At 72.1% G+C, this 18468-nt stretch carries 22 protein-coding genes and 1 pseudogene; 9 read left to right on the top strand and 14 right to left on the bottom strand.

The features are described 5' to 3' along the window. The first annotated feature begins 75 nt into the window (after positions 1-75). The 4 genes from sat to AUC44_RS06565 all read left to right on the top strand — a co-directional run bounded on the left by sat (position 76) and on the right by AUC44_RS06565 (position 3891). Positions 76-1242, top strand: a complete 1167-nt coding sequence (sat, locus tag AUC44_RS06580; protein ID WP_062157924.1) for a sulfate adenylyltransferase — start codon at positions 76-78, stop codon at positions 1240-1242. Between the two features lie 97 nt (positions 1243-1339). Then, positions 1340-2290 (top strand): ABC transporter substrate-binding protein, encoded by a 951-nt coding sequence (locus tag AUC44_RS06575; RefSeq protein WP_062157923.1) that lies wholly within the window; start codon positions 1340-1342, stop codon positions 2288-2290. Between the two features lie 18 nt (positions 2291-2308). Next, entirely contained in the window at positions 2309-3145 is an 837-nt protein-coding gene (locus AUC44_RS06570; protein WP_062157922.1) for an ABC transporter permease, read from the top strand. Then, positions 3142-3891 (top strand): ABC transporter ATP-binding protein, encoded by a 750-nt coding sequence (locus AUC44_RS06565; protein WP_062157921.1) that lies wholly within the window; start codon positions 3142-3144, stop codon positions 3889-3891. The genes AUC44_RS06570 and AUC44_RS06565 overlap by 4 nt, the downstream gene beginning before the upstream one ends. A gap of 51 nt (positions 3892-3942) precedes the next feature. Here the strand turns inward: AUC44_RS06565 and AUC44_RS06560 are convergent, their stop codons facing one another. Both AUC44_RS06560 and ppgK read right to left on the bottom strand, forming a co-directional pair. After that, complete coding sequence (locus tag AUC44_RS06560) at positions 3943-4677, bottom strand: sporulation protein (RefSeq protein ID WP_062157920.1); 735 nt, start codon at positions 4675-4677, stop codon at positions 3943-3945. Positions 4678-4730: 53 nt separating this feature from the next. Next, entirely contained in the window at positions 4731-5543 is an 813-nt protein-coding gene (gene ppgK, locus AUC44_RS06555; protein ID WP_062157919.1) for a polyphosphate--glucose phosphotransferase, read from the bottom strand. A 108-nt stretch (positions 5544-5651) separates the two neighbouring features. Between ppgK and AUC44_RS06550 the strand changes: the two genes are divergently transcribed. The 3 genes from AUC44_RS06550 (at position 5652) to AUC44_RS06545 (ending at position 7844) form a co-directional block, all read left to right on the top strand. Continuing rightward, on the top strand, positions 5652-6263 hold the full coding sequence (locus AUC44_RS06550) for a TetR/AcrR family transcriptional regulator (RefSeq protein ID WP_062157918.1): 612 nt from the start codon (positions 5652-5654) through the stop codon (positions 6261-6263). 94 nt (positions 6264-6357) lie between these two features. Then, the gene (locus AUC44_RS17285) at positions 6358-6765 is read left to right on the top strand and encodes a hypothetical protein (protein WP_335338692.1); all 408 of its coding nucleotides are present in this window, start codon (positions 6358-6360) and stop codon (positions 6763-6765) included. Further along, positions 6669-7844, top strand: a complete 1176-nt coding sequence (locus AUC44_RS06545; protein ID WP_335338691.1) for an ATP cone domain-containing protein — start codon at positions 6669-6671, stop codon at positions 7842-7844. The genes AUC44_RS17285 and AUC44_RS06545 overlap by 97 nt, the downstream gene beginning before the upstream one ends. A 37-nt stretch (positions 7845-7881) precedes the next feature. Here AUC44_RS06545 and pdxH read toward each other — a convergent pair. From pdxH to AUC44_RS06530, 3 genes and pseudogenes are all read right to left on the bottom strand, one after another. Further along, positions 7882-8525, bottom strand: a pseudogene (gene pdxH / locus AUC44_RS06540) (pyridoxamine 5'-phosphate oxidase). Further along, positions 8522-9367, bottom strand: a complete 846-nt coding sequence (locus AUC44_RS06535; protein ID WP_062157917.1) for a DNA-formamidopyrimidine glycosylase — start codon at positions 9365-9367, stop codon at positions 8522-8524. Before AUC44_RS06535 ends, pdxH begins: the two are co-directional and overlap by 4 nt. Before the next feature lie 74 nt (positions 9368-9441). Beyond that, on the bottom strand, positions 9442-9903 hold the full coding sequence (locus AUC44_RS06530; protein WP_062157916.1) for a hypothetical protein: 462 nt from the start codon (positions 9901-9903) through the stop codon (positions 9442-9444). 42 nt (positions 9904-9945) lie between these two features. On the opposite strand from AUC44_RS06530, the gene AUC44_RS06525 reads away from it, so the two are divergent. Then, positions 9946-10560, top strand: a complete 615-nt coding sequence (locus tag AUC44_RS06525) for a pyroglutamyl-peptidase I (RefSeq protein ID WP_062157915.1) — start codon at positions 9946-9948, stop codon at positions 10558-10560. A 25-nt stretch (positions 10561-10585) separates the two neighbouring features. On the opposite strand, the gene AUC44_RS06520 is transcribed toward AUC44_RS06525, so the two are convergent. From AUC44_RS06520 to AUC44_RS06480, 9 genes are read right to left on the bottom strand one after another with little or no spacing between them, the layout of a single operon-like run. Beyond that, positions 10586-10885 carry a hypothetical protein gene (locus tag AUC44_RS06520; protein ID WP_062157914.1) on the bottom strand — a complete coding sequence of 100 codons (300 nt, stop codon included), beginning with the start codon at positions 10883-10885 and terminating at the stop codon, positions 10586-10588. Positions 10886-10892: 7 nt separating this feature from the next. Continuing rightward, on the bottom strand, positions 10893-11306 hold the full coding sequence (locus tag AUC44_RS06515) for a hypothetical protein (protein WP_062157913.1): 414 nt from the start codon (positions 11304-11306) through the stop codon (positions 10893-10895). A gap of 4 nt (positions 11307-11310) precedes the next feature. After that, on the bottom strand, positions 11311-11805 hold the full coding sequence (locus tag AUC44_RS06510; protein WP_062157912.1) for a hypothetical protein: 495 nt from the start codon (positions 11803-11805) through the stop codon (positions 11311-11313). Between the two features lie 19 nt (positions 11806-11824). Continuing rightward, a complete protein-coding gene (locus AUC44_RS06505) occupies positions 11825-14716 on the bottom strand; it encodes a transglutaminaseTgpA domain-containing protein (RefSeq protein WP_062157911.1) in 2892 nt (963 codons plus the stop codon). Continuing rightward, a complete protein-coding gene (locus AUC44_RS06500; RefSeq protein ID WP_062157910.1) occupies positions 14716-15660 on the bottom strand; it encodes an AAA family ATPase in 945 nt (314 codons plus the stop codon). The genes AUC44_RS06505 and AUC44_RS06500 overlap by 1 nt, the downstream gene beginning before the upstream one ends. 54 nt (positions 15661-15714) lie before the next feature. Further along, positions 15715-16095 (bottom strand): VanZ family protein, encoded by a 381-nt coding sequence (locus tag AUC44_RS06495; protein ID WP_417926366.1) that lies wholly within the window; start codon positions 16093-16095, stop codon positions 15715-15717. Beyond that, entirely contained in the window at positions 16092-16511 is a 420-nt protein-coding gene (mce, locus tag AUC44_RS06490; RefSeq protein ID WP_062157908.1) for a methylmalonyl-CoA epimerase, read from the bottom strand. The genes AUC44_RS06495 and mce overlap by 4 nt, the downstream gene beginning before the upstream one ends. Before the next feature lie 56 nt (positions 16512-16567). Beyond that, on the bottom strand, positions 16568-17065 hold the full coding sequence (locus AUC44_RS06485; protein WP_062157907.1) for a shikimate kinase: 498 nt from the start codon (positions 17063-17065) through the stop codon (positions 16568-16570). Positions 17066-17074: 9 nt separating this feature from the next. Further along, positions 17075-17557 carry a PaaI family thioesterase gene (locus AUC44_RS06480; protein WP_062157906.1) on the bottom strand — a complete coding sequence of 161 codons (483 nt, stop codon included), beginning with the start codon at positions 17555-17557 and terminating at the stop codon, positions 17075-17077. Positions 17558-17781: 224 nt separating this feature from the next. On the opposite strand from AUC44_RS06480, the gene AUC44_RS16150 reads away from it, so the two are divergent. Next, positions 17782-18240: a polymorphic toxin-type HINT domain-containing protein gene (locus AUC44_RS16150; RefSeq protein WP_082688971.1), complete on the top strand. Its 459-nt coding sequence runs from the start codon at positions 17782-17784 to the stop codon at positions 18238-18240. Positions 18241-18468: the final 228 nt, after the last annotated feature.

The following is an 18468-nucleotide window of genomic DNA, read 5'->3' as shown; positions in this document are numbered from 1 at the left end:
CTGCACCGCCGCCTGAACCCTGAGCGGCTTTTCCTGCCCCGAATAGTTGAGTCTTTTCATCAAGAGGTCTGACCCATGACGATCCTGCTCCCCACCACCTCCACCCTCCCCAGCCCCCTCGGCGGCACCCTCGTGAACGGCATGCGCCGCGCCGGACACGACTTCGACCCGGCGGAACTCGCCGCGCTGCCGCGCCTAAACATCAGCGAGCGCACCCTGGCCGACCTGGAGATGCTCGCCACCGGCGCGTACTCCCCCCTGACCGGCTTCGTGAACGAGGCGGACTACCTCTCGGTCATCGAGCGGCTGCGCCTCGCGGACGGCACGCCCTGGAGCATCCCGATCACGCTGCCCGTGAGCGCCGAGCACGCCGGGCTGCGCGGGCGCGTGGTGCTGAGCTTCGAGGGTCAGGACGTGGGCTGGGTGGACGTGCAGGAGGCCTACGCGGCCCGCAAGGCCTGGGAGGCGCGCGAGGTGTACCGCACCGAGGACGGGACGCACCCCGGCGTGGCCGCGCTGTACGCGCAGGGTGACGTCAACCTGGCCGGGCCGGTCGCGCTGTTCGAGGTGCCCCGCGGCTACTTCCCCCGTCACCACCGCACGCCCGCCGAGGTGCGCGAGGTGATCGAGGCGCGCGGCTGGCGCTCTGCGGTGGCGTTCCAGACCCGCAACCCCATCCACCGCGCGCACGAGTACCTGCAGAAGGTGGCGCTGGAACTCGTGGACGGGCTGCTGCTGCACCCGCTAGTCGGCACCACCAAGGGCGACGACGTGCCCGCCGCCACCCGCGTGCAGGCGTACGAGGTGCTGCTGGAGGGCTACTACCCGCAGGCCCGCACGCTGCTCAGCGTGTACCCGGCCGCCATGCGCTACGCCGGGCCGCGCGAGGCGATCCTGCACGCCCTGTCCCGGCGCAACTACGGCGTGACGCACTTCATCGTGGGCCGCGACCACGCGGGGGTGGGCAGCTACTACGGCACGTACGACGCGCAGGAGATCTTCAGCGCGTACACGCCCGAGGAACTGGGCGTGCAGATCCTGAAGTTCGAGCACACCTTCTACTGCAACTCCTGCGGGCAGCTCGTCAGCCCCCGCACCTGCCCGCACGACAGCTCGCACCACCTCGTGCTGAGCGGCACGAAGGTGCGCGAGAAGCTGCGCGCCGGGGAGAACCTGCCCGCCGAGTTCACCCGGCCCGAGGTGGCCGAGGTGCTGCGCGCTGCGTACACCCAGCCGGTCTGAACGGCTCCTGAAGAAACCCTGAAGCCCCGGCAGGCCCGGTCACATGTGCCTGCCCGCCGCGCACCGTGAAATGCAGCAACCTGATCCGGAGGGACGAATGACCCGAAACGCACTGCTGACCCTGCTCACCCTGACCCTCACGACCACCGCCGCCGCCCAGGACGCCCAGACCGTCCGGCTGGGCTTCTTCCCGAACCTCACGCACGCCCCCGCCCTGGTGGGCCTGGAGCGCGGCACCTTCCAGAAAGCGCTCGGCAAGGTGAAACTGGACGCGAAGGAATTCGTGTCTGGCACCACCCTGACCGAGGCCTTCGCCGCCGGGCAGATCGACATCGCCTACGTGGGCCCGGGCCCGGCCATCAACGCCGCCGGGCGCGGCATGCCCGTGCAGTTCCTGGCCGGCGCCAGCGAGGCCGGCGCGGTGCTCGTCGCGCGCAAGGACAGCGGCATCAAGTCGTATAAGGACCTGGCCGGGAAGATCATCGCGGTGCCCAGCCTGGGCAACACCCAGGACATCAGCCTGCGCCACATCCTGAACGAGAACAGCCTGAAGTCCAAGACGGACGGCGGGAACGTGACCATCACGCCGGTCGCGCCGGTCGACGTGCTGGCCGCCTTCGCCGCCAAGCGCGTGGACGCCACGCTGGTGCCCGAACCCTGGGGCGCGGCCCTCGAGGCGCAGGGCCACAAGGTCATCGGGACCGAGAAGACCGTCTGGCGCGACGGGAAGTACCCCACGACCGTCGTGATCGTGAACACGAAGTTCGCGCAGGCCAACCCGCAGCTCGTCGCGGCGTTCCTCAAGGCGCACAGCGAGGCGGTGGCGTTCATCAACAAGAGCCCGGTGGGCGCCCAGACGGCCGTGAACGCGCAGCTGCTCAAACTCACGGGCGCGAAACTCGACCCGCGCGTGCTTCAGCGGGCCTTTGCCCGGACGCGCTTCACGACCAGCCTCGACCTGGCCGCGCTGACCGAGTACGCCAAGCTGAACGTGGAAGCCGGGTACGCCCGCAGCGCGCCGGACCTCGCGCCGTTCATCCGCAAGTGACCCCGGGGAGGAACCGCTATGACCGCCCTCTCCCCTGACATTCAACCCACCCGCGCCGCGCGGGGCCCGGGCCGCTGGCAGACCCTGGTCACACAGCTCGTGGGCCTGCTGGTCATCCTGGGCGCGTGGTGGCTGATCACCGACGTGCTCAAGCTGTACCCGCCGTACGTGTTTCCCGGTCCGAAGGCCGTGTGGACCGAGATCAGCTACGGCCTGTGGGGCACCGGCCCGCAGGACGGCAAGCTGCTCTCGGCCATCGGCGGGAGTCTGCGCCGCGTCCTGACCGGGTACGTGATCGCCGTGCTGCTGGGAACGGCAGTGGGCCTGCTGATGGGCGCGTGGCGGCCGCTGCGGACCACGCTGGGCGCGTACCTGACCGGCATCCAGAGCGTCCCCAGCATCGCGTTCGTGCCGTTCGCGATCCTGTTCCTGGGCCTGAACGAACGCGCCGTGCTGTTCGTGGTCATCCTGGAAGGCTTCATCCCGGTGGCGCTGGCGGTGTCCGGCGCGCTGCTGAACGTCCCCCCGGCGCTGCGCGTGGCGGGCCGCACCCTGGGGGCCAGCTCGCTGAGCCTGATCGTGCGCGTACTGCTGCCCGCCAGCGTGCCCAGCATCCTGACCGGGCTGCGCACCGCCTGGAGCTTCGCGTGGCGCGCCCTGGTCGGCGGGGAACTCCTGATCGCCGGGGCGGCCAGCCTGGGCGAGCAGCTGGAGGTCGGGCGGAACACCGCGAACGTGGCGCTGGTCCTGGCGACGATCATCATCATCGGCGTGATCGGCGGGCTGTTCGACTCGCTGCTGCGCGCCGCCGAGGGCCGCGTCCGGCGTGACTACGGCCTGGAGGTGCCACAATGACCACCACCATGAACCGCGCCGCTGCCGCCCCCCGCACCGCCGAACGTGGCGGCGCGCCCCTGACCCTGGACGGCGTGACGTACCACTACCAGGGCCGCCGTGGGCAAGGGGCGGGCGTCGGCCCCCTGACCCTCGACGTGCCGGGCGGGGAGTTCCTGTGCGTCGTCGGGCCGTCCGGCAGCGGCAAGAGCACCCTGCTGAGCCTCCTGGCCGGGTTTCTGAAACCCCAGCGCGGCCAGATCAGCCTGGGTGGCGAGGTCGTGCGCGGCCCGCACCCACGCCTGACCCTGGTGCAGCAGGAGGCCGCGCTGTTCCCCTGGCTGACCGTGGCCGGGAACGTCGCCTTCGGCCTGCGTGGCGTGCCCCGCGCCGAACGCGACGCGCGCGTGCAGGACGCCCTGCGGCAGGTGGGCCTGGACGGGTACGGCCCGCGCCGCCCGCACGAACTCAGCGGCGGGCAGCGCCAGCGCGTCGCCCTGGCCCGCGCCCTGGTCACCCGCCCGGGCCTGCTGCTGCTCGACGAGCCCTTCAGCGCCCTGGACCACGCGACCCGCACCACCCTGGCCGACGAACTGCTGACCCTCTGGCGGCAGTCGGGCGTGACCGTCGTGTTCGTCACGCACCAGCTGGAAGAAGCCCTGCACTTGGGCCAGCGGGTCGTGGCCCTGCGCGGCGGTCAGGTGGCGCTGGACGCCCCCGCCGCGCAGACGAGCGTGGATGACCTCAAACGCCTGCTGGGTGAATGACAGCCCAAAAACGCGCCGCCCCCCGTGGCAGGGGGGCGGCGCTGTCCTGGCTTACAGCAGCGCGCGGATGCGGGCCTCGAGTTCACGGGCGACGGCGTCCGGTCCGGCGCCCAGCGTGGCGGCGCTCAGGTGCCAGCGGCCGCGCTGCTCGAACTCGCTGGTGAACAGGCTGGCGACGCCCGTGGCGCGGCGGTCCACCTCCAGGATGACGTCCAGGCCGCCTGCCTGCGGGAAGAGCATCATCTCGATCTCGGCGATACGGTACTGGCCGTGCGGGGGGCGGAAGCTGATCTCCTGCACGACGCGGCCGTGGTGGTACTCGATCTCGCTGCCGCTGAGCTGGAAGCCCAGGCGCTGCGCGCCCTGGAACAGCACCTCCATCTCGCGGCTGGGGAGGATCTGGAGGTGGTCCTGGTCACCGGGGTCCACGGCGCCCGCGATGTCCATGTCGGTGGCCAGCCACAGCTGCGTGCCGGGCAGCGACAGGGGCGTGCCGGGCTCGACGGGGATACTGAAGGGGAATTCGCGGCGTTCCCCGGCGCGCAGCTCGAAGGTGGGAATGACCTGGAATTTGCTCAGCTGGTGCGAGACGTAGCTGTCGTCACTCCTGTAGCGGGTGGCGAGCCCGAGGTTCACGCGTTCGATGCGCTGGTCAAGGTTCCCGCCCTGCACGACCAGCACGCCGGTGACGCTGTCGCCGATCCGCACGGCGGGGGTGTGGACCTGGGCGTCGACACGCGCGCCGCCCACGCCGATGGCAGCCATCATCTTCTTGAGGAATCCCATGACGGGCGGTACGGGACCAGCCGCGCGCGGGTTCCCGGGTGGGCCCGAACAGGTCAGTTCCTGGGCTTGCGGGTGGGTGTGGCGCTGGGGGCAGCTGGTTCGTCCAGTTCGGCGTTCAGGGCCGGGTCGCGGCCGGCGGCCATCATGGCGGCCCCGATGATCCCGGCCTCGTTCAGCAGCCGTGCGGGCACGACGCGGGTGCGCTCGGCCTTGAGGTGCTCGCGCCACTTGTCGGCCTTCTTGCTGACGCCGCCGCCGATGATGAACAGTTCCGGGCTGAACAGCAGTTCCAGGTGCTGCAGGTACGTGCTGGCGCGCTTGCTCCACTGTTTCCAGTTCAGGTCGTCGCGTTCGCGGGCGCGGTCGGACGCCCAGGTCTCGGCGTGCTTGTCGCGCAGCCACAGGTGGCCCAGCTCGGTGTTCGGCACTAGGACGCCGCCATGCACCAGGGCGCTGCCGATCCCGGTGCCGAAGGTCAGTACGAGGACGCTGCCCGTCTCGCCCTGCCCGGCGCCGAAGCGGGCCTCGGCGAGTCCGGCGGCGTCGGCGTCGTTGATCAGGTGAACCTCGTGCCCGGTGGCCTCGGTGAACAGCGCGTCGGCGTTCAGGCCGACCCAGTCCGGGTGGACGTTCGCGGCCGAGAGGGTGTGGCCGCGCTGAACGATGCCGGGAAAGGTCACGCCGACCGGACCCGGCAGGCCGAAGTGCTCGACGAGCTGCGCCACGACCTGTTTCACGTCCGCCGGCGCGGCCCCGTCCGGGGTGGGGATGCGGTGGCGTTCGGCGGTGAGCCGGCCGGTGCGGGTGTCCACGGGCGCGCCCTTGATGCCACTCCCGCCGATGTCGATGCCCAGGATCACGCTCATGAGTCCCAGCGTACCGCACGCGCCCCGGCCCGTCCGGGGACCCCCAGGCAGACAACCCCGTTGGACGGGGTGCAATTTTGTACCGGAAACGCTATACCCTGGGGAATCATGGATTCAACCTCGCTGCGCGAACGCCAGAAGGAGCGCCGCCGCGCCCGCATCTACAACGTCGCCATTGACCTGTTCAAACGCGGCGGGTTCCAGACGACCACCGCGACCGACATCGCCCGGGCCAGCAACGTCTCGCGCGGCACGTTCTTCAACTACTACCCGTACAAGGAAGCGGTGCTGCTCGACTACGGCAGCGAGGTCATGAACCGCCTGCGCGACCACGCCGAGTCCCGCCTGCACGACGGCACGCCGCCCCTGACGGTGCTGTACGAGGTCTGGGACCGCCTCGCCGACGAGAACACCCGCGAGCGCGATCTCTTCCCCCCGCTGGCGTACGAGGTCATGAATCCCAACCCCGAGCGGGCCCGCACCGCGTACCAGGCGCTGCCGCTGAGCAAGGTGATCGAGCTGATCCTGCGCCCCATGCATCAGGCGGGCATGATGCGCACCGACCTGTCCCTGCAGCGCATCAGCAACCTGATCGCGGACACGTACCTGATGGTGGCGCTGCGCTGGAGTGCGTACGGCACCGAGCGCCCCCTGCAGGAGGAGATGCGCCTGGCGCTGAACCTGCTGCTGGAGGGGGCCGTCAAGCGCGACGCCCGCTGAGGCCTGTGCCTGAACGGGTACTCCGTCACGCCGGGCTTCCCGTCAGGGTCTACACTGCGCTGATGACTCGCTCCCCCCTGCGGCCGGTGCGGGCGTGACGCACCCGGAACTGCGGGTGGGGTCGGCCCGCACCACCTTCCCGTTCAGTCGCGGCCTTCTGGTCGAGTCCCTGGTGAACGCCGGGGCCAGCGCGCCCGTGGCGTCCGCCGTATCCCGCCGCGTGGAGCAGCAGCTGCGGCTGGCGCGGCGCACCGTGGTCAGCCCGGCGGAACTCAAGGCCCTGATGGTCGAGGTGGCCCGCGACGTGGCCGGGGACGAGATCGCGCAGGCGGCGCAGGCGCAGACGCCCGCCTTCCAGGACATCCTCGTGACCGCCAAGAAGGGCGACCTGCCGTTCAGCCGGGGGTGCTGGCCCGCACGCTGGAGGACGCGGGCCTGTCGGGCAAGGACGCCTACGCGACGGCGAGCGTCGTGGACGTGCGGCTGCGCCAGCAGGGCGTGACCAGCCTGAGCGCCGAGGAGATCGACAACCGCACCGAGGCCGCGCTGGCCGAACGCTACGGCGAGCACCTGCGCCTGACCTACCGCTACCTGCGGCACAACCGCGGGAAGCTGGGCGTGCTGGGCGAGGGCAGCAGCGTGCCCAGCCCGTTCAGCAAGGGCATCCTGGTGCAGAGCATGCTCGCGGCAGGCGTCACGCCGGACGTGGCGCGCAAGGTGGCCCGCGTGACCCAGCGGGACCTGCGGGGCCGTGACGACCGCGTGATTCCCCGGCACGAGATCCGCCAGAAGGTCGAGGCGCTGCTGCGCGACGAGGTCGGCCCGGACGTCAGTGCGCGGTACCGCCTGCTGCGCGTGATCCGCCGCCCGCCGCGCCCGGTGATCGTGCTGCTGGGTGGCGTGAGCGGCACCGGCAAGAGCTTCCTGGCCGCCGAGATCGCCTACCGCCTGGGCATCGCGCGGGTCGTCAGCACCGATTCCATCCGGGAGGTCATGCGCGCCATGGTCTCCCCCGCGCTGCTGCCCACGCTGCACGCCAGCACCTTCAACGCCTGGGAGGCGCTGCTGCCCCCCGGCGCGCCCCGCCCCGAGCATCCGGACCGGCCCTCGCTGATCGCGGGCTTCCGGGATCAGGTGCAGCAGGTCAGCGTGGGCCTGAGCGCCGTCGTGCAGCGCAGCGTGCAGGAGGGCAGCAGTCTGGTCCTGGAGGGCGTGCACCTGGTCCCCGGGTACATCCGCGCGGACTCGTACGCGGGCGCGATCGTGGTGCCGCTGCTGGTCACGCTGCCCGACGCGGACGAGCACCGCCGCCACTTCGAGAGCCGCGACACGGAAACCGCCGCCAGCCGCCCCCTGCACCGCTACATGGGCTACTTCCGCGAGATCCGCGCCATGCAGGACGAACTCGAGGCCCTGGCCCACCAGTACGACGTGCCGCTGCTCGACGGCCTGACGCTGGACGAGAGCGCCGAGCAGGCGGTGGACATGGTGCTGCGGCGCGTGCTGATCGCCCTGACCGGCGAGGAACGCCGCGCGCTGCTGGGCGAGGACCACGCGGACCTGACCTTCGGCGGCAGCTGACCGGTCCGGCCCCGGAGGCACATCGGGGCCGGACTGGTCACGGCATCAGCCGCTGAATCTGCCAGTCCTCGCCGCCGCGGGTGTACGTGAAGCGGTCATGCATGCGGTTGGCGCGGCCCTGCCAGAACTCCCATTCCTGCACCTGCACGCGGAACCCCCCCAGAAGGCCGGGCGGGGCACCTCGGTTCCCTCCGGGAAGCGGTCGTGCAGGGCCGCGAAGGTCGCCTCCAGCGCCTCCCGGCCGGGGGTGGGGGCGCTCTGCGGGTCGCTGGCGTGCGCGGCCAGCTGAGATTCGCGCGGGCGGGCGTGGAAGTACGCGTCGCTCTCGGCGTCCGGGACGCGGGTCACCGGGCCGGAGGCGCGCACCTGCCGTTCCAGTTCCGGCCAGTGGAACAGCAGTTCCGCCTGGGGGTTGGCGCTCAGGTCGCGGCCCTTGTGCGAGTCGTAGTTCGTGTAGAACGTCAGGCCCGCCGGGGTCGCGCCGCGCAGCAGCACGGTCCGCACGCTGGGCCGTCCTTGCCCGTCGGCGGTGGCGAGGCTCAGCGCGTACGGTTCGCGCAGCCCCGCCCCGATGGCCTCCTGCAACCAGCCCTGGAACTGCGCCAGCGGATCGGGATTCAGGTCGGCGCGGCGCAGCTCGGCGCGGGTGTAGGACAGGCGCAGTCCGGTCAGGTCGGTCATACGGTCTCCCGGCGCAGCGGCTGGCACTGCGGGCAGTGGTGGGTGCCGCGCTGCGCGACGACGCTCTTCTCGATGGGGGTGCCGCAGCGGGGGCAGGGTTCGCCGCCCTTGCCGTACACGTTGTGCGCGTGCTGGAACAGGCCGGACAGACCGTCGTGCTGGCGGTAGTTGCCCTCGCCCTTGCCGAGGCTGCTGCCGCCCGCCTCGACGGCGCGGCCCATCACGTCTCGGACCGCGTGGTACAGCCGCCCGGCCTCGTCGCGGGTCAGGCGGGTCTGGGTGGGGTGCAGTCCGGCCAGCCAGAGGCTCTCGTCCGCGTAGATGTTGCCCACGCCGCTGACGGGTTTCTGCGACAGCAGCCAGGGTTTCACGGCGCCCGCCTGCGCGGCCAGCGCGGCGAAGTCCTCCCGGAAGTCGTCGGAGAGGGGTTCGGGCCCCATGGCGGCCAGGGTGGGCATGCCCGCGTACTCGCCGGGCCGCACGACCGCCATCTTGCCGAAGCGGCGCGGATCGTCGAAGTACAGGTCGCCCGCGTCGGTGCGCAGGGTCACGCGGGTGTGCTTGCCGCCCTCCAGCCGGAACCCGCCGGTCATGCCCAGGTGCACGATGAATTCCAGATCGTGCGGCGAGTCCGCACCCTGGTCGTGGGCGGCCTCGGCGGCGGCGAGGTGAAGCATCAGGTACTTCCCGCGCCGGGACAGGCCGGTCACGCGGCGTCCGGCGGCGAGGTGCGTGTCGCGGTACTTGTGGGGCGCGTCGTGCTGCACCTCCAGGATCGTGCGGCCCAGCAGCAGCGGCTCGATCTTGCGGCGGGTGGTCTCCACTTCCGGCAGTTCAGGCATACCGCCGCAGCATAGGCCCCGCCCGCCGCTCAGACTGCGGCGGTCCTCTCAGGCCGCGCCGCCACCCGCCCTCTTCAGGGGAAGTACACCTGCTCGACCTTCAGCACGCGGCTGCCGCTCAGGTGCAGCGCGACGACCTTCTCGCTGAACGGCCAGCAGCCCTGCGGGTGGTACCCCTTCCAGGCGGACACGAAGGTCACGAGCGGGACGGTCATCACGCCGCCGGGGCGGTTCAGGCAGGACAGGTCGAAGGTGGTCTTCGCGTCGGTCTTCAGGGTGCGCAACTTCGGGTTGACGTTGCGCAGGTACATCCCGCTGGGGTTCGCGTCGAAGTACGCCTGGGCGCTGGGGTAGTCACCCAGCGCGACGACCCGGCGGGCGTCGGCGTCGGTGTCGCTGTACACGTCCACGTAGTCCAGCGTCAGGGTGGCGACGCTGCCCTGCACGGTCACGCCCGTCAGTACGGCGTACTGCGTGGCGGCCAGGGCGGTCGGGGTGAGGGCCAGCAGGGCAGTCAGGGCGAGGCGGCGTCGCATACCCGCAGCGTACAGGCCGCGCGGCGCGCTACGCTGCCGGAGATGCCCACCCTGCTGCTGACCGGCTTCGAGCCCTTCCACACGCATCCCGTGAACCCCAGCGCCGTCGCGGCGCAGGCGCTGCACGGCCGCACGCTGGGCGGGCACGTGATCGAGGGCGCGCTGCTCCCCGTGGAGCCCGGCGCGGCCTGCGAGCAGCTGAGTGCACTGCTCGCGCAGGTGCAGCCGGACGCCGTGCTGCTGACCGGCCTGGCGAGCGGCCGGCCGCAGGTCACGCTGGAGCGGGTGGCGGTGAACGTGATGGACTACCGCATCCCGGACAACGCGGGCCGGCAGTACCAGGACGTGCCGGTCGTCGCGGACGCCCCGGCGGCGTACCTGAGTACCCTGCCGCTGCGGGCCACGCTGCGCGCGTGGCGGGACGCGGGCATCCCGGGCGGGATCAGCGACACGGCGGGCACGTTCGTGTGCAACACGGTGATGTTCCACGCGCTGCACGCCCTGCACGCGGCGGACCGTGAGGACGTGCCGTGCGGGTTCCTGCACCTGCCCGCGAACGCGGAGGTGGCCTTAGCCGAGCCGAAGCCCGTGCCCTACCTGCCTCAGGAGGAACTCACGCGCGCAGTCGAGGTGGCCGCCCGCGCCGCCATCCGGTAACGCGGACGCCAGGCCAGAGGGAAGCTCAGGGAAAGGGCGCGCGGCCCGGCTGCCAGCCTCCGGCGGGGCCGCCCGCCCAGTGCCACTCGCCGCCCTGCGGCTGTCCGGAGAGGGCGGCCTGCACAGCGTCCAGCGGCACGCGGCGGGCAAAGCGGGTGCGGGCGTGCCACGCGGCCAGCGCCGATTCGGGGCGGGCGGGTCGCAGGCCGCGCAGGGCGGCGGCGGCGCGGTTCACGGCCAGGTCGAACAGCGCGTCGGGGACCGGGCCGCTGCCGCGTGTTCCCTCGGGGGCCGGGTCGGTCAGGAAGGGCCGTTCCTGGGGCATACCAGCCTCAGGCGATCCGGGGCTGCGCCGCGAGGCGGCGGATCTGCGCGGCGCGGCCCGTGGTCAGGGCGGCGTTCAGGCGCAGGAGCGCGGCGACCGTCATGGGGGGTTCGCCCCCGGCGCTGGCCGGGTCGGCTGGAGGGACGGTCACGTCCAGCTGCGCGGCGCTCAGGGCGTCGCAGGCCTCCTCCTCCCAGGTCAGGAGGGTGTGCAGGCCCGCGCCCTCGGGTGGAGTGGGCGTGCCGGTCGCGTGGGCGATGCGGGTCCAGAGGTCGCGCTTGGTGGCGCTCAGGTGCGCGGCGATGGCGGCGACGCGCGGGTGCGGCTGGCCGGAGACGGCGTCCAGGGCCGCCTGGAGGCCCTGCGCGGGGTCGTGGTTCACGCGGCGCAGCAGCGCGCTCAGGGTGGTGTCGGTGTCCATCCCGTCAGCTCAGCCGGAAGGTGTCGCCGTCGCGGGTCAGGCGGCCCAGGTCCAGCAGGCGGGTGGTGGCGGCGCGGGCCTGCTCCTCGGTCAGGGGGCTGCGGGCGCTCAGGTCGTCCAGCGTGAAGCGGCCGCCCAGCCGGTGCGCCAGCCGGTAGACCATGCGTTCCTGGATGTCCAGGCGGGGCGCGTCCTGCTGACGGCGCGTGAAGGCCCACCAGACCAGTCCGGCCACGAGCGCGCCGGTCAGCAGCGCCAGCGGGATCATCTGTCCCGCGAAGGCCGGGTCGCCCACCTGCTGCCCCAGCGCGTGCAGCTGGGCCTGCGCCGCGCTGATCTGCTCGGGCGTGCCGTCCTCGCGCAGTCGCCGCAGGGCGCCGCGGGCCCGCAGGTAGCCCATGACGCCGCCCAGGTCGCCCCGGACAAAGAAGGCGCTGTAGGCGATCAGGGCGGCGGCGAGGCCAGCGATGGCGGACAGGACAGCTTTCAGCACGTTCACGCCCCCATGCTACGCGACGTCAGCGGCGGGCACGGTGACGCAGGCTCCGCACCTGCCGCACGGCGGCGCGCAGGTCGCGCAGCGCGGCGTCCGGCGGGCCCGGCGCGTAGCGGGCCTGCTGGTAGGCGTGCGCGGCGCCCCGCAGCGCATCCGCGAGATGCGGGTGGGCACCCGCCTGCCGCTGCGCGTACGTGCCGGGCGTCTCGCCAGGGTGCTGCGGGGCGCCCACCGTGCGGGTCAGGTCGTGCCACAGGCGCTGCGCGGGGTCGGCGGGCCGGGCGGCGCGGCGCGTCCAGGCGTACGCGGGCAGCAGCGTGACAGCCAGGGCGGGCAGCAGCAGCCACCAGAGGGCCTGCGCGCCGCCGGTCACGCCCAGCCGGGTCAGCAGAGCCATCTGCTGCTCGCCGTCGTACTCGACGACCACCGAGTTCCAGCGGTTCTGCCAGCTGTCCAGGCGCAGGCGCAGGCGGTCCAGGCCGCTGCGGGGCCGGGCGGCGCTGGCCGCGGGTTGCGTCAGGGCGGTGCGCAGGTCGGCGTTCACGCGCGCCGGGGCGATCACGGCGGTCGGGTCCACCCGCACCCAGCCCTGGCCGGGCAGCCACACCTCTGTCCAGGCGTGGGCGTCCTGCTGGCGGACGATCAGGTAGTTCCCGTCGGGGTTCAGTTCGCCGCCCAGGTACCCGGTAACCACGCGCGCACTCAGGCCGGCGGCGCGCATCAGGACCGCGAAGGCGCTGGCGTAGTGCTCGCAGAAGCCCTGGCGGCTGCCGAACAGGAACGCGTCGGTGCGGTTCTCCTCGGGCAGCAGCGGGGGGTTCAGGGTGTACGTGAAGCCGCCTGAACGCAGGTGGTCCAGTGCGGCCTGCACGCGCCGCGCCGGGGGCAGGCCCGCCCACTGCTGCGCCAGGGCCAGCGTGCGGGGATTCTGCCCCTGCGGGAGCAGCGTGTCGAAGCGCAGGCGGTCCCCGTTCTCCTGGCGACCCACCCGCGCGGGCTGGCTGACCAGGGTCACGCGGCGGCGCGTGGCGACCGGGCGGGGCGTGAACGCCTGGACGCCGCTCGTGATGAACGCCCCCTGCGGGACGCGCACCACGGTCTCCAGGGCCAGCAGCCAGGGCGTGCCGCTGGGTTCCAGCGTGAGGTCGTACGTGAGGGGCGCGCCGGTCGCCTCGACGCTGGGGGTGGGAACGTTGCCGCGCACCTGCTGCCATTTCAGGCCGTCGAAGGCTTCCAGGACCGGGCCGCGCCAGTACCGCCCGGCCGGTGGGGGGACCGCGCCGCGGAAGTCCGCGCGGAACGCCACCGCCGGGTTCTGCGCGAGGTTCGTGAAGGACCCGGCGCTGACCTCCGAGCCCAGGCCGGTCAGGTTCTGACCCTGCACCGGCAGCTGCCACAGCGGACCGTCCGGGCGGGGCACGAGCACAAACAGCGCCAGGGTCAGCGGCGCGCTCAGGATCAGGACGCGCGCGGTGCGGCCCAGTCGCCCGGTCAGGCTGGCGCGGGTCAGGGGCGGCGGGGTGCCCAGGCGCGTGGTGGCGGCCGTCAGGAGCAGCGCGGCACTCAGGACGGCGTACAGCGCGGTCAGGGGCCCCTGGCTGAAGAAGAAGGCGGTGCTCGTGACGAACAGGCCCAGCAGCGTCAGGACCGCCTGATCCCGCCGGGCGTGACTCTCGGCGGTTTTCAGGGCGGCCAGCAGGGCCAGGAACGCGGTGCCCGCGTCGCGGCCCAGCAGCGTGCCGTACGTGGCGTTCAGGGCCGCGCCCCCCGCCACGGCCAGCAGCGCCAGCAGCCACGTCGGCAGGGGCCGGATCGCGTCGCGGCGGGCGCGCAGCAGCGAGTGGCCCAGCAGCGCGGCGATCAGCAGGCTCAGCCACCACGGCTGGCGCAGCGCCCCGGGGGCCAGGGTGACCGCCAGGGCCAGCAGCGTCCACGTGAGGGCCTCGCCCGGCAGCGGCGCCGGTCGGGTACCTGAACAGTTCCGGGCCGGCCGGGCCGGGGGCGCGAGGCTGGCCAGGGTGGGCGGGTCGTGCAGAGCCAGGGCGTTCAGGGCCGCCTGCCGCTGCGACTCGCCGCTGCCCGGCCCGACCACCTCGCCCGGGAGGTGCAGGGCGTAGCTGTCGGCGCGGGCGTGCAGGGCGTCCACCCAGGCGGTCAGGCGCGCGGCGCGGGTCTCCGGGTCACCGGGCGCGTCCTGCCAGTCCAGGCGCCGGGCGCGGCCCTGCGCGGCGTCGGTCTCGCGGGTCAGGAGCTGCCCGGTGCGCGCCACGTGCCGCCACGACACCTGCCGGGGCGAGTCGCCGGTCTGGTAGGGGCGCAGGCCCGCGAATTCCTCGTCGCCGGGCGCGCGGCCCGCGCCCTCGCCGCTGCCCGGCACGCTCCGGGTGGGTGGGGGCGGCGCGCCCTCCTCCGCGCGGGGGTGAATCAGGACCGTGACGGGGTCCGGGTCGGGCAGGCGCACCTGCCACAGACCCAGGCGGTCCAGGGCGCGCAGCGTCACGCGGACTTCCAGCGGGCCGCGCGCGGCGGTGGGGACGGCCAGGTCGAGGGTGCCTGCTCCGTCCTCCAGCGTCACGCTGCCGCTCACCACGTCGAAGGGGGCGTGCAGGGCGACGCGCAGCACGCCGCCGCGCCCGCCACGCGCCTGCACCTGTACGGGCAGCGGCGTGCCCGCCCGGACCGGCCCGCGCGCCTGCACCCCGGCCGTCAGGTCCCGCGCCGCGCGCAGCGCCTGCCCCGCCGCGAGCACCCACACGCCACCCAGCAGGAATGTCAGGCCGTACCCGAGGCTCAGGGCATAGTTCACGCAGCCGATCAGCGTCAGGACGATCAGCGCGAGGAAGGCGACGCCGAAGCCCGTCGGCCCCGCGCGCAGCGTCACCGTCACGGCTGACGGTCGGTCCGGGCGGGTCATCAGGGAATGGGCGTCTCGCGCAGCAGGCGCCCGATCACGTCGGGGACGTTCACGCCCGCGCGGGCGCTCAGGCGGTGCGTGGCGAGCGGCGCGAACACCGCCTGCACGTCCTCGGGCAGGACCATGCCGCGCCCGTGCAGGTACGCCCAGGCGCGCGCGCCGGCCAGCAGCGCCAGCAGGCCGCGCGGGCTCAGGCCGGTCGTCAGGCCGGGGTGCTCGCGGGTGGCGCGGGCCAGGAGTTGCAGGTAGTCCAGCAGCGGCCCGGCCGCGTGCACGGCGTCCACCTCGGTCTGCATGGCGATCAGCGTGCCCGCGTTCAGCACGGCCGGCAGTTCGCGGACGGACAGACTGCGGCCCCCGGTTTCCAGCAGTTGCCGTTCGGCGCGCAGGTCCGGGTAGCCCAGCGTGACGGTCATCAGGAAGCGGTCCAGCTGCGCTTCGGGCAGGGGGCTGGTGCCCACGAACGCCGCCGGGTTCTGCGTGGCGATCACGAAGAACGGCTCCGGCAGCGCGCGGGTCACGCCGCCCTCGGAGACCTGCCGCTCCTCCATGGCTTCCAGCAGCGCGCCCTGCGTGCGGGGCGTGGCGCGGTTGATCTCGTCCGCGAGAAGCAGTTCGCTGAACACCGGCCCCTCCACGAAACGGAACGCGCTGCTCGGCGCGTCCCAGACGCTCACGCCGGTCAGGTCGGCGGGGAGCAGGTCCGCCGTGAACTGCACGCGCCGGAAGTGCAGGCCGCAGGTGCGCGCCAGGGCCTGCGCCAGCGTGGTCTTGCCCACGCCGGGCTGGTCCTCGATGAGCAGGTGGCCGCGCGCCAGCAGGCACGCGACGGCCAGCCGGATCTGCTGCCCCTTCCCGAGGATCACCCCGTCCAGTTGCGTGAGGGCCGCGTGCAGCGCCGCCACGTGGCTGGCCTGCGCGGGCGGGAGGGTCGGTGCGGTCATGCCCGCGAGCCTACCCGAGCCCGTCTGACAGAACTGCGACGCCGCGCGCGAGCTTCAGGCCGGATGAACGGCCGCGTCCGGCTCCGGGGCTGCCCGGCCTGGCCGGCGCACCGCGAACCGCACCCCCAGCCACGCGCCCGCCACGTCGAACAGCCAGTCCTGCACGCCCGCCTCGCGCGGCGGCACGAACGACTGGTGCACCTCGTCCAGCGCGCCGAACCACGCCGCGATCACCAGCGCCAGCCCCCGCCGCCCCGTCGCGCGGCCCAGACAGAACGCCAGCGACAGGTACGCCAGAAAATGCGCGATCCAGTCCCTGGGGTGCTCCAGGGAAGGCCCCGGCGTCTGCGGCTGCGCGCTGAGCCACCAGATCACCCCCATGATCGCCAGCGACGGCACCCACCACAGCGGTCTCGCCCGCCGCCCACGGGTCAAGCGTGGCCGCCCTGCGGGTGCTCCACCAGTTCGATCAGGGTCCCCTCACCCCACTTCGGGTGCAGGAACGCCACGCGCGACCCCGCCCGGCCCGGCGCGGGCGTATCGCTCAGGAACCGCGCGCCCTGGGCACGCAGCCGCGCCATCTCGGCGTCCAGGTCCAACACGCGGTACGCCGTGTGATGCAGCCCCGGCCCCTTGCGCGCCAGGAACCCCGCAATCGGGCTGTCCTCCCGGGTGGGCATCAGCAGTTCGATCAGGGTCTCCCCCACCTGGAACGCCCGGACGCGCACGCCCTGACCCTCCACCTCCTCATCCGGCCCTTCCGGACTCAGGCCCAGCGCCACGTACGGCGCCGAGCCCGCCTCCAGATCAGGAGTCGCGACGGCCACGTGATCCAGCAGCAACACAGTCATGCGTGCAGGGTAGAGCACCGGCGCGGGCCACAGCCGCAGAGGCCGGCGGCACCCCGTCAGACCTGCGGGGCGCCCACCCGTCCATCGTCCCTGAGCAGCGCCTCGACCTGATCCGCCACCTGCGCCACCGACAGCCGCGCCGTATCCAGCACCAGTGTCGCGGACCGCCGCAGCAGCGGCTCGACCCACGCCACATGCTCCGCGATCCGCGCCCGATCCTCTGCCGTACGGCCATACGGGTTCTCCCGGTGCTGCACGCGCGCCAGCAGCACCGGCAGCGGGGCCGTCAAGAGCACCACCGCCCGCAGGCGCGGGTACAGCGCCCCCTGATTGCTCCGGCAGCCGGCCAGCACCAGGGGCGCAGACCCCACCTCGTCCAGCAGCGCGTGCAGGCGGTCCAGCCGCCACACCCAGTCCGGGCCGTCGGGGGCCTGCACCCACTCGTTCCAGTCCCCGGCGTCTGTGTCCACCACGCGGTATCCACGGCGGGCCAGTGCCAGCAGCGCGGCACTCTTCCCCGCACCGGACATGCCCGTCAGGAGCACCGCCGGCATGCCCGGGCCTTACTTCTGCGGGCGGGCGCGGAGGTACCAGTGGGCCACGGCGCGCATCACGTCCTTGGCCTCACCGTCCTGCACGGTCACGTTGATCACCAGTCGCGCCCGGCCGTCCTGCGCGAACTCCGCGTGGGCCGCCGCGACCTGCGCCGCGTCCGCCGCCTCGGCCCGCGCGGTCAGGTCACCCACGGCGCGGTTCACGTAGTGCGTCTCCAGCTTCTCGATCAGCGGTACCGCGAACGCCAGCTGCGCCGCGAACGCCCCCGCGAACGCCGCGCCACTCACGGCCTCGGCCAGCAGGAACTGTACGCCCGCGTGAATGGTGCCCAGGTGGTTGCGGAACGGCGCGGTGTCCGGCGCCTCCCCGGTCGCCCAGCCCACCCCCACGTCCGTGATCTGCACGCCGACCGTGGCGTTCATGGGAATGTCGTGCAGGGCCTTCTTGACGGCCTGGGCAGCGAAAGCGGGCAGGGTGGCAGCTTGGGTCATGGGTGAAACCTCCAGGGAGAGAACTCAGAAATTGAACTGAGTTCAAGTATAAGCAGAGGGAATCCCACACCGCATCCCTTCTTCGTCGCGCAGCAAGCCGATGCCCAGCCCAGGCCCGCGCCCCACCACGTACAGAGACACGCCACCGCACACAAGACAGGCGAGGGGCCGCCCCCGAGCCTGCGGCCACAACGAAAGGCCACAGCGACCTCAGCCCGAACTGGGTGGGGGCGGGGCACCTGAAGATTGGCGATACGATCAAGCAGGCCGACGGCACCACCGGCCTCGTGGCAAACGTCACCACAGTTGAACAGACGCGCGAGATGTTCAACCTCACCGTCAGCGAAGCCCACACCTACTACGTCGGGCAGGACGGATGGTTGGTGCATAACACGGGCAGTAAACCTGCACTACCAACCGCTACAGATTTGCGGACATGGGCTGCAAAACAGGGCTACAAAAAATCTATGTCTGGCAATATTGAAGTATGGTCTGATCCACAGACTGGAGACTGGCGATTAAAAATCAAACCTCCAAGCGAGCACGCCGACATACACGAGGAGAGCAAAGATTTCAGATATGCTGCTGGAAATGCCTCTGGGCAATATTTTGATCCGATGACTGGCGAGACTGGGACGCGAAAATCCATGGGGCATCTTGCCTTTGATCCTTGCGATTTCTAGGAGGTTAATTGTGTCATTGACTATTCGTGATCTGAGATTTACGGATTGTTACTTTGTATCTATAGATATGAGGTCAAATTTAGAAGGCTTTAAGCTATCGTTTGAGGCTTATATCCATAACTCACCCGATAAGGCAATCGTATCACTAAATATTAATGGGATAAGGCAATTAAGCATAAAAGCTGGCGCGGGATTTTGGAGAGATCTACACATATCGTACGACTACAG

The organism is Deinococcus actinosclerus (assembly GCF_001507665.1).
Classification (GTDB): domain Bacteria; phylum Deinococcota; class Deinococci; order Deinococcales; family Deinococcaceae; genus Deinococcus; species Deinococcus actinosclerus.
This window is presented reverse-complemented; position numbering and strand designations above follow the sequence as displayed.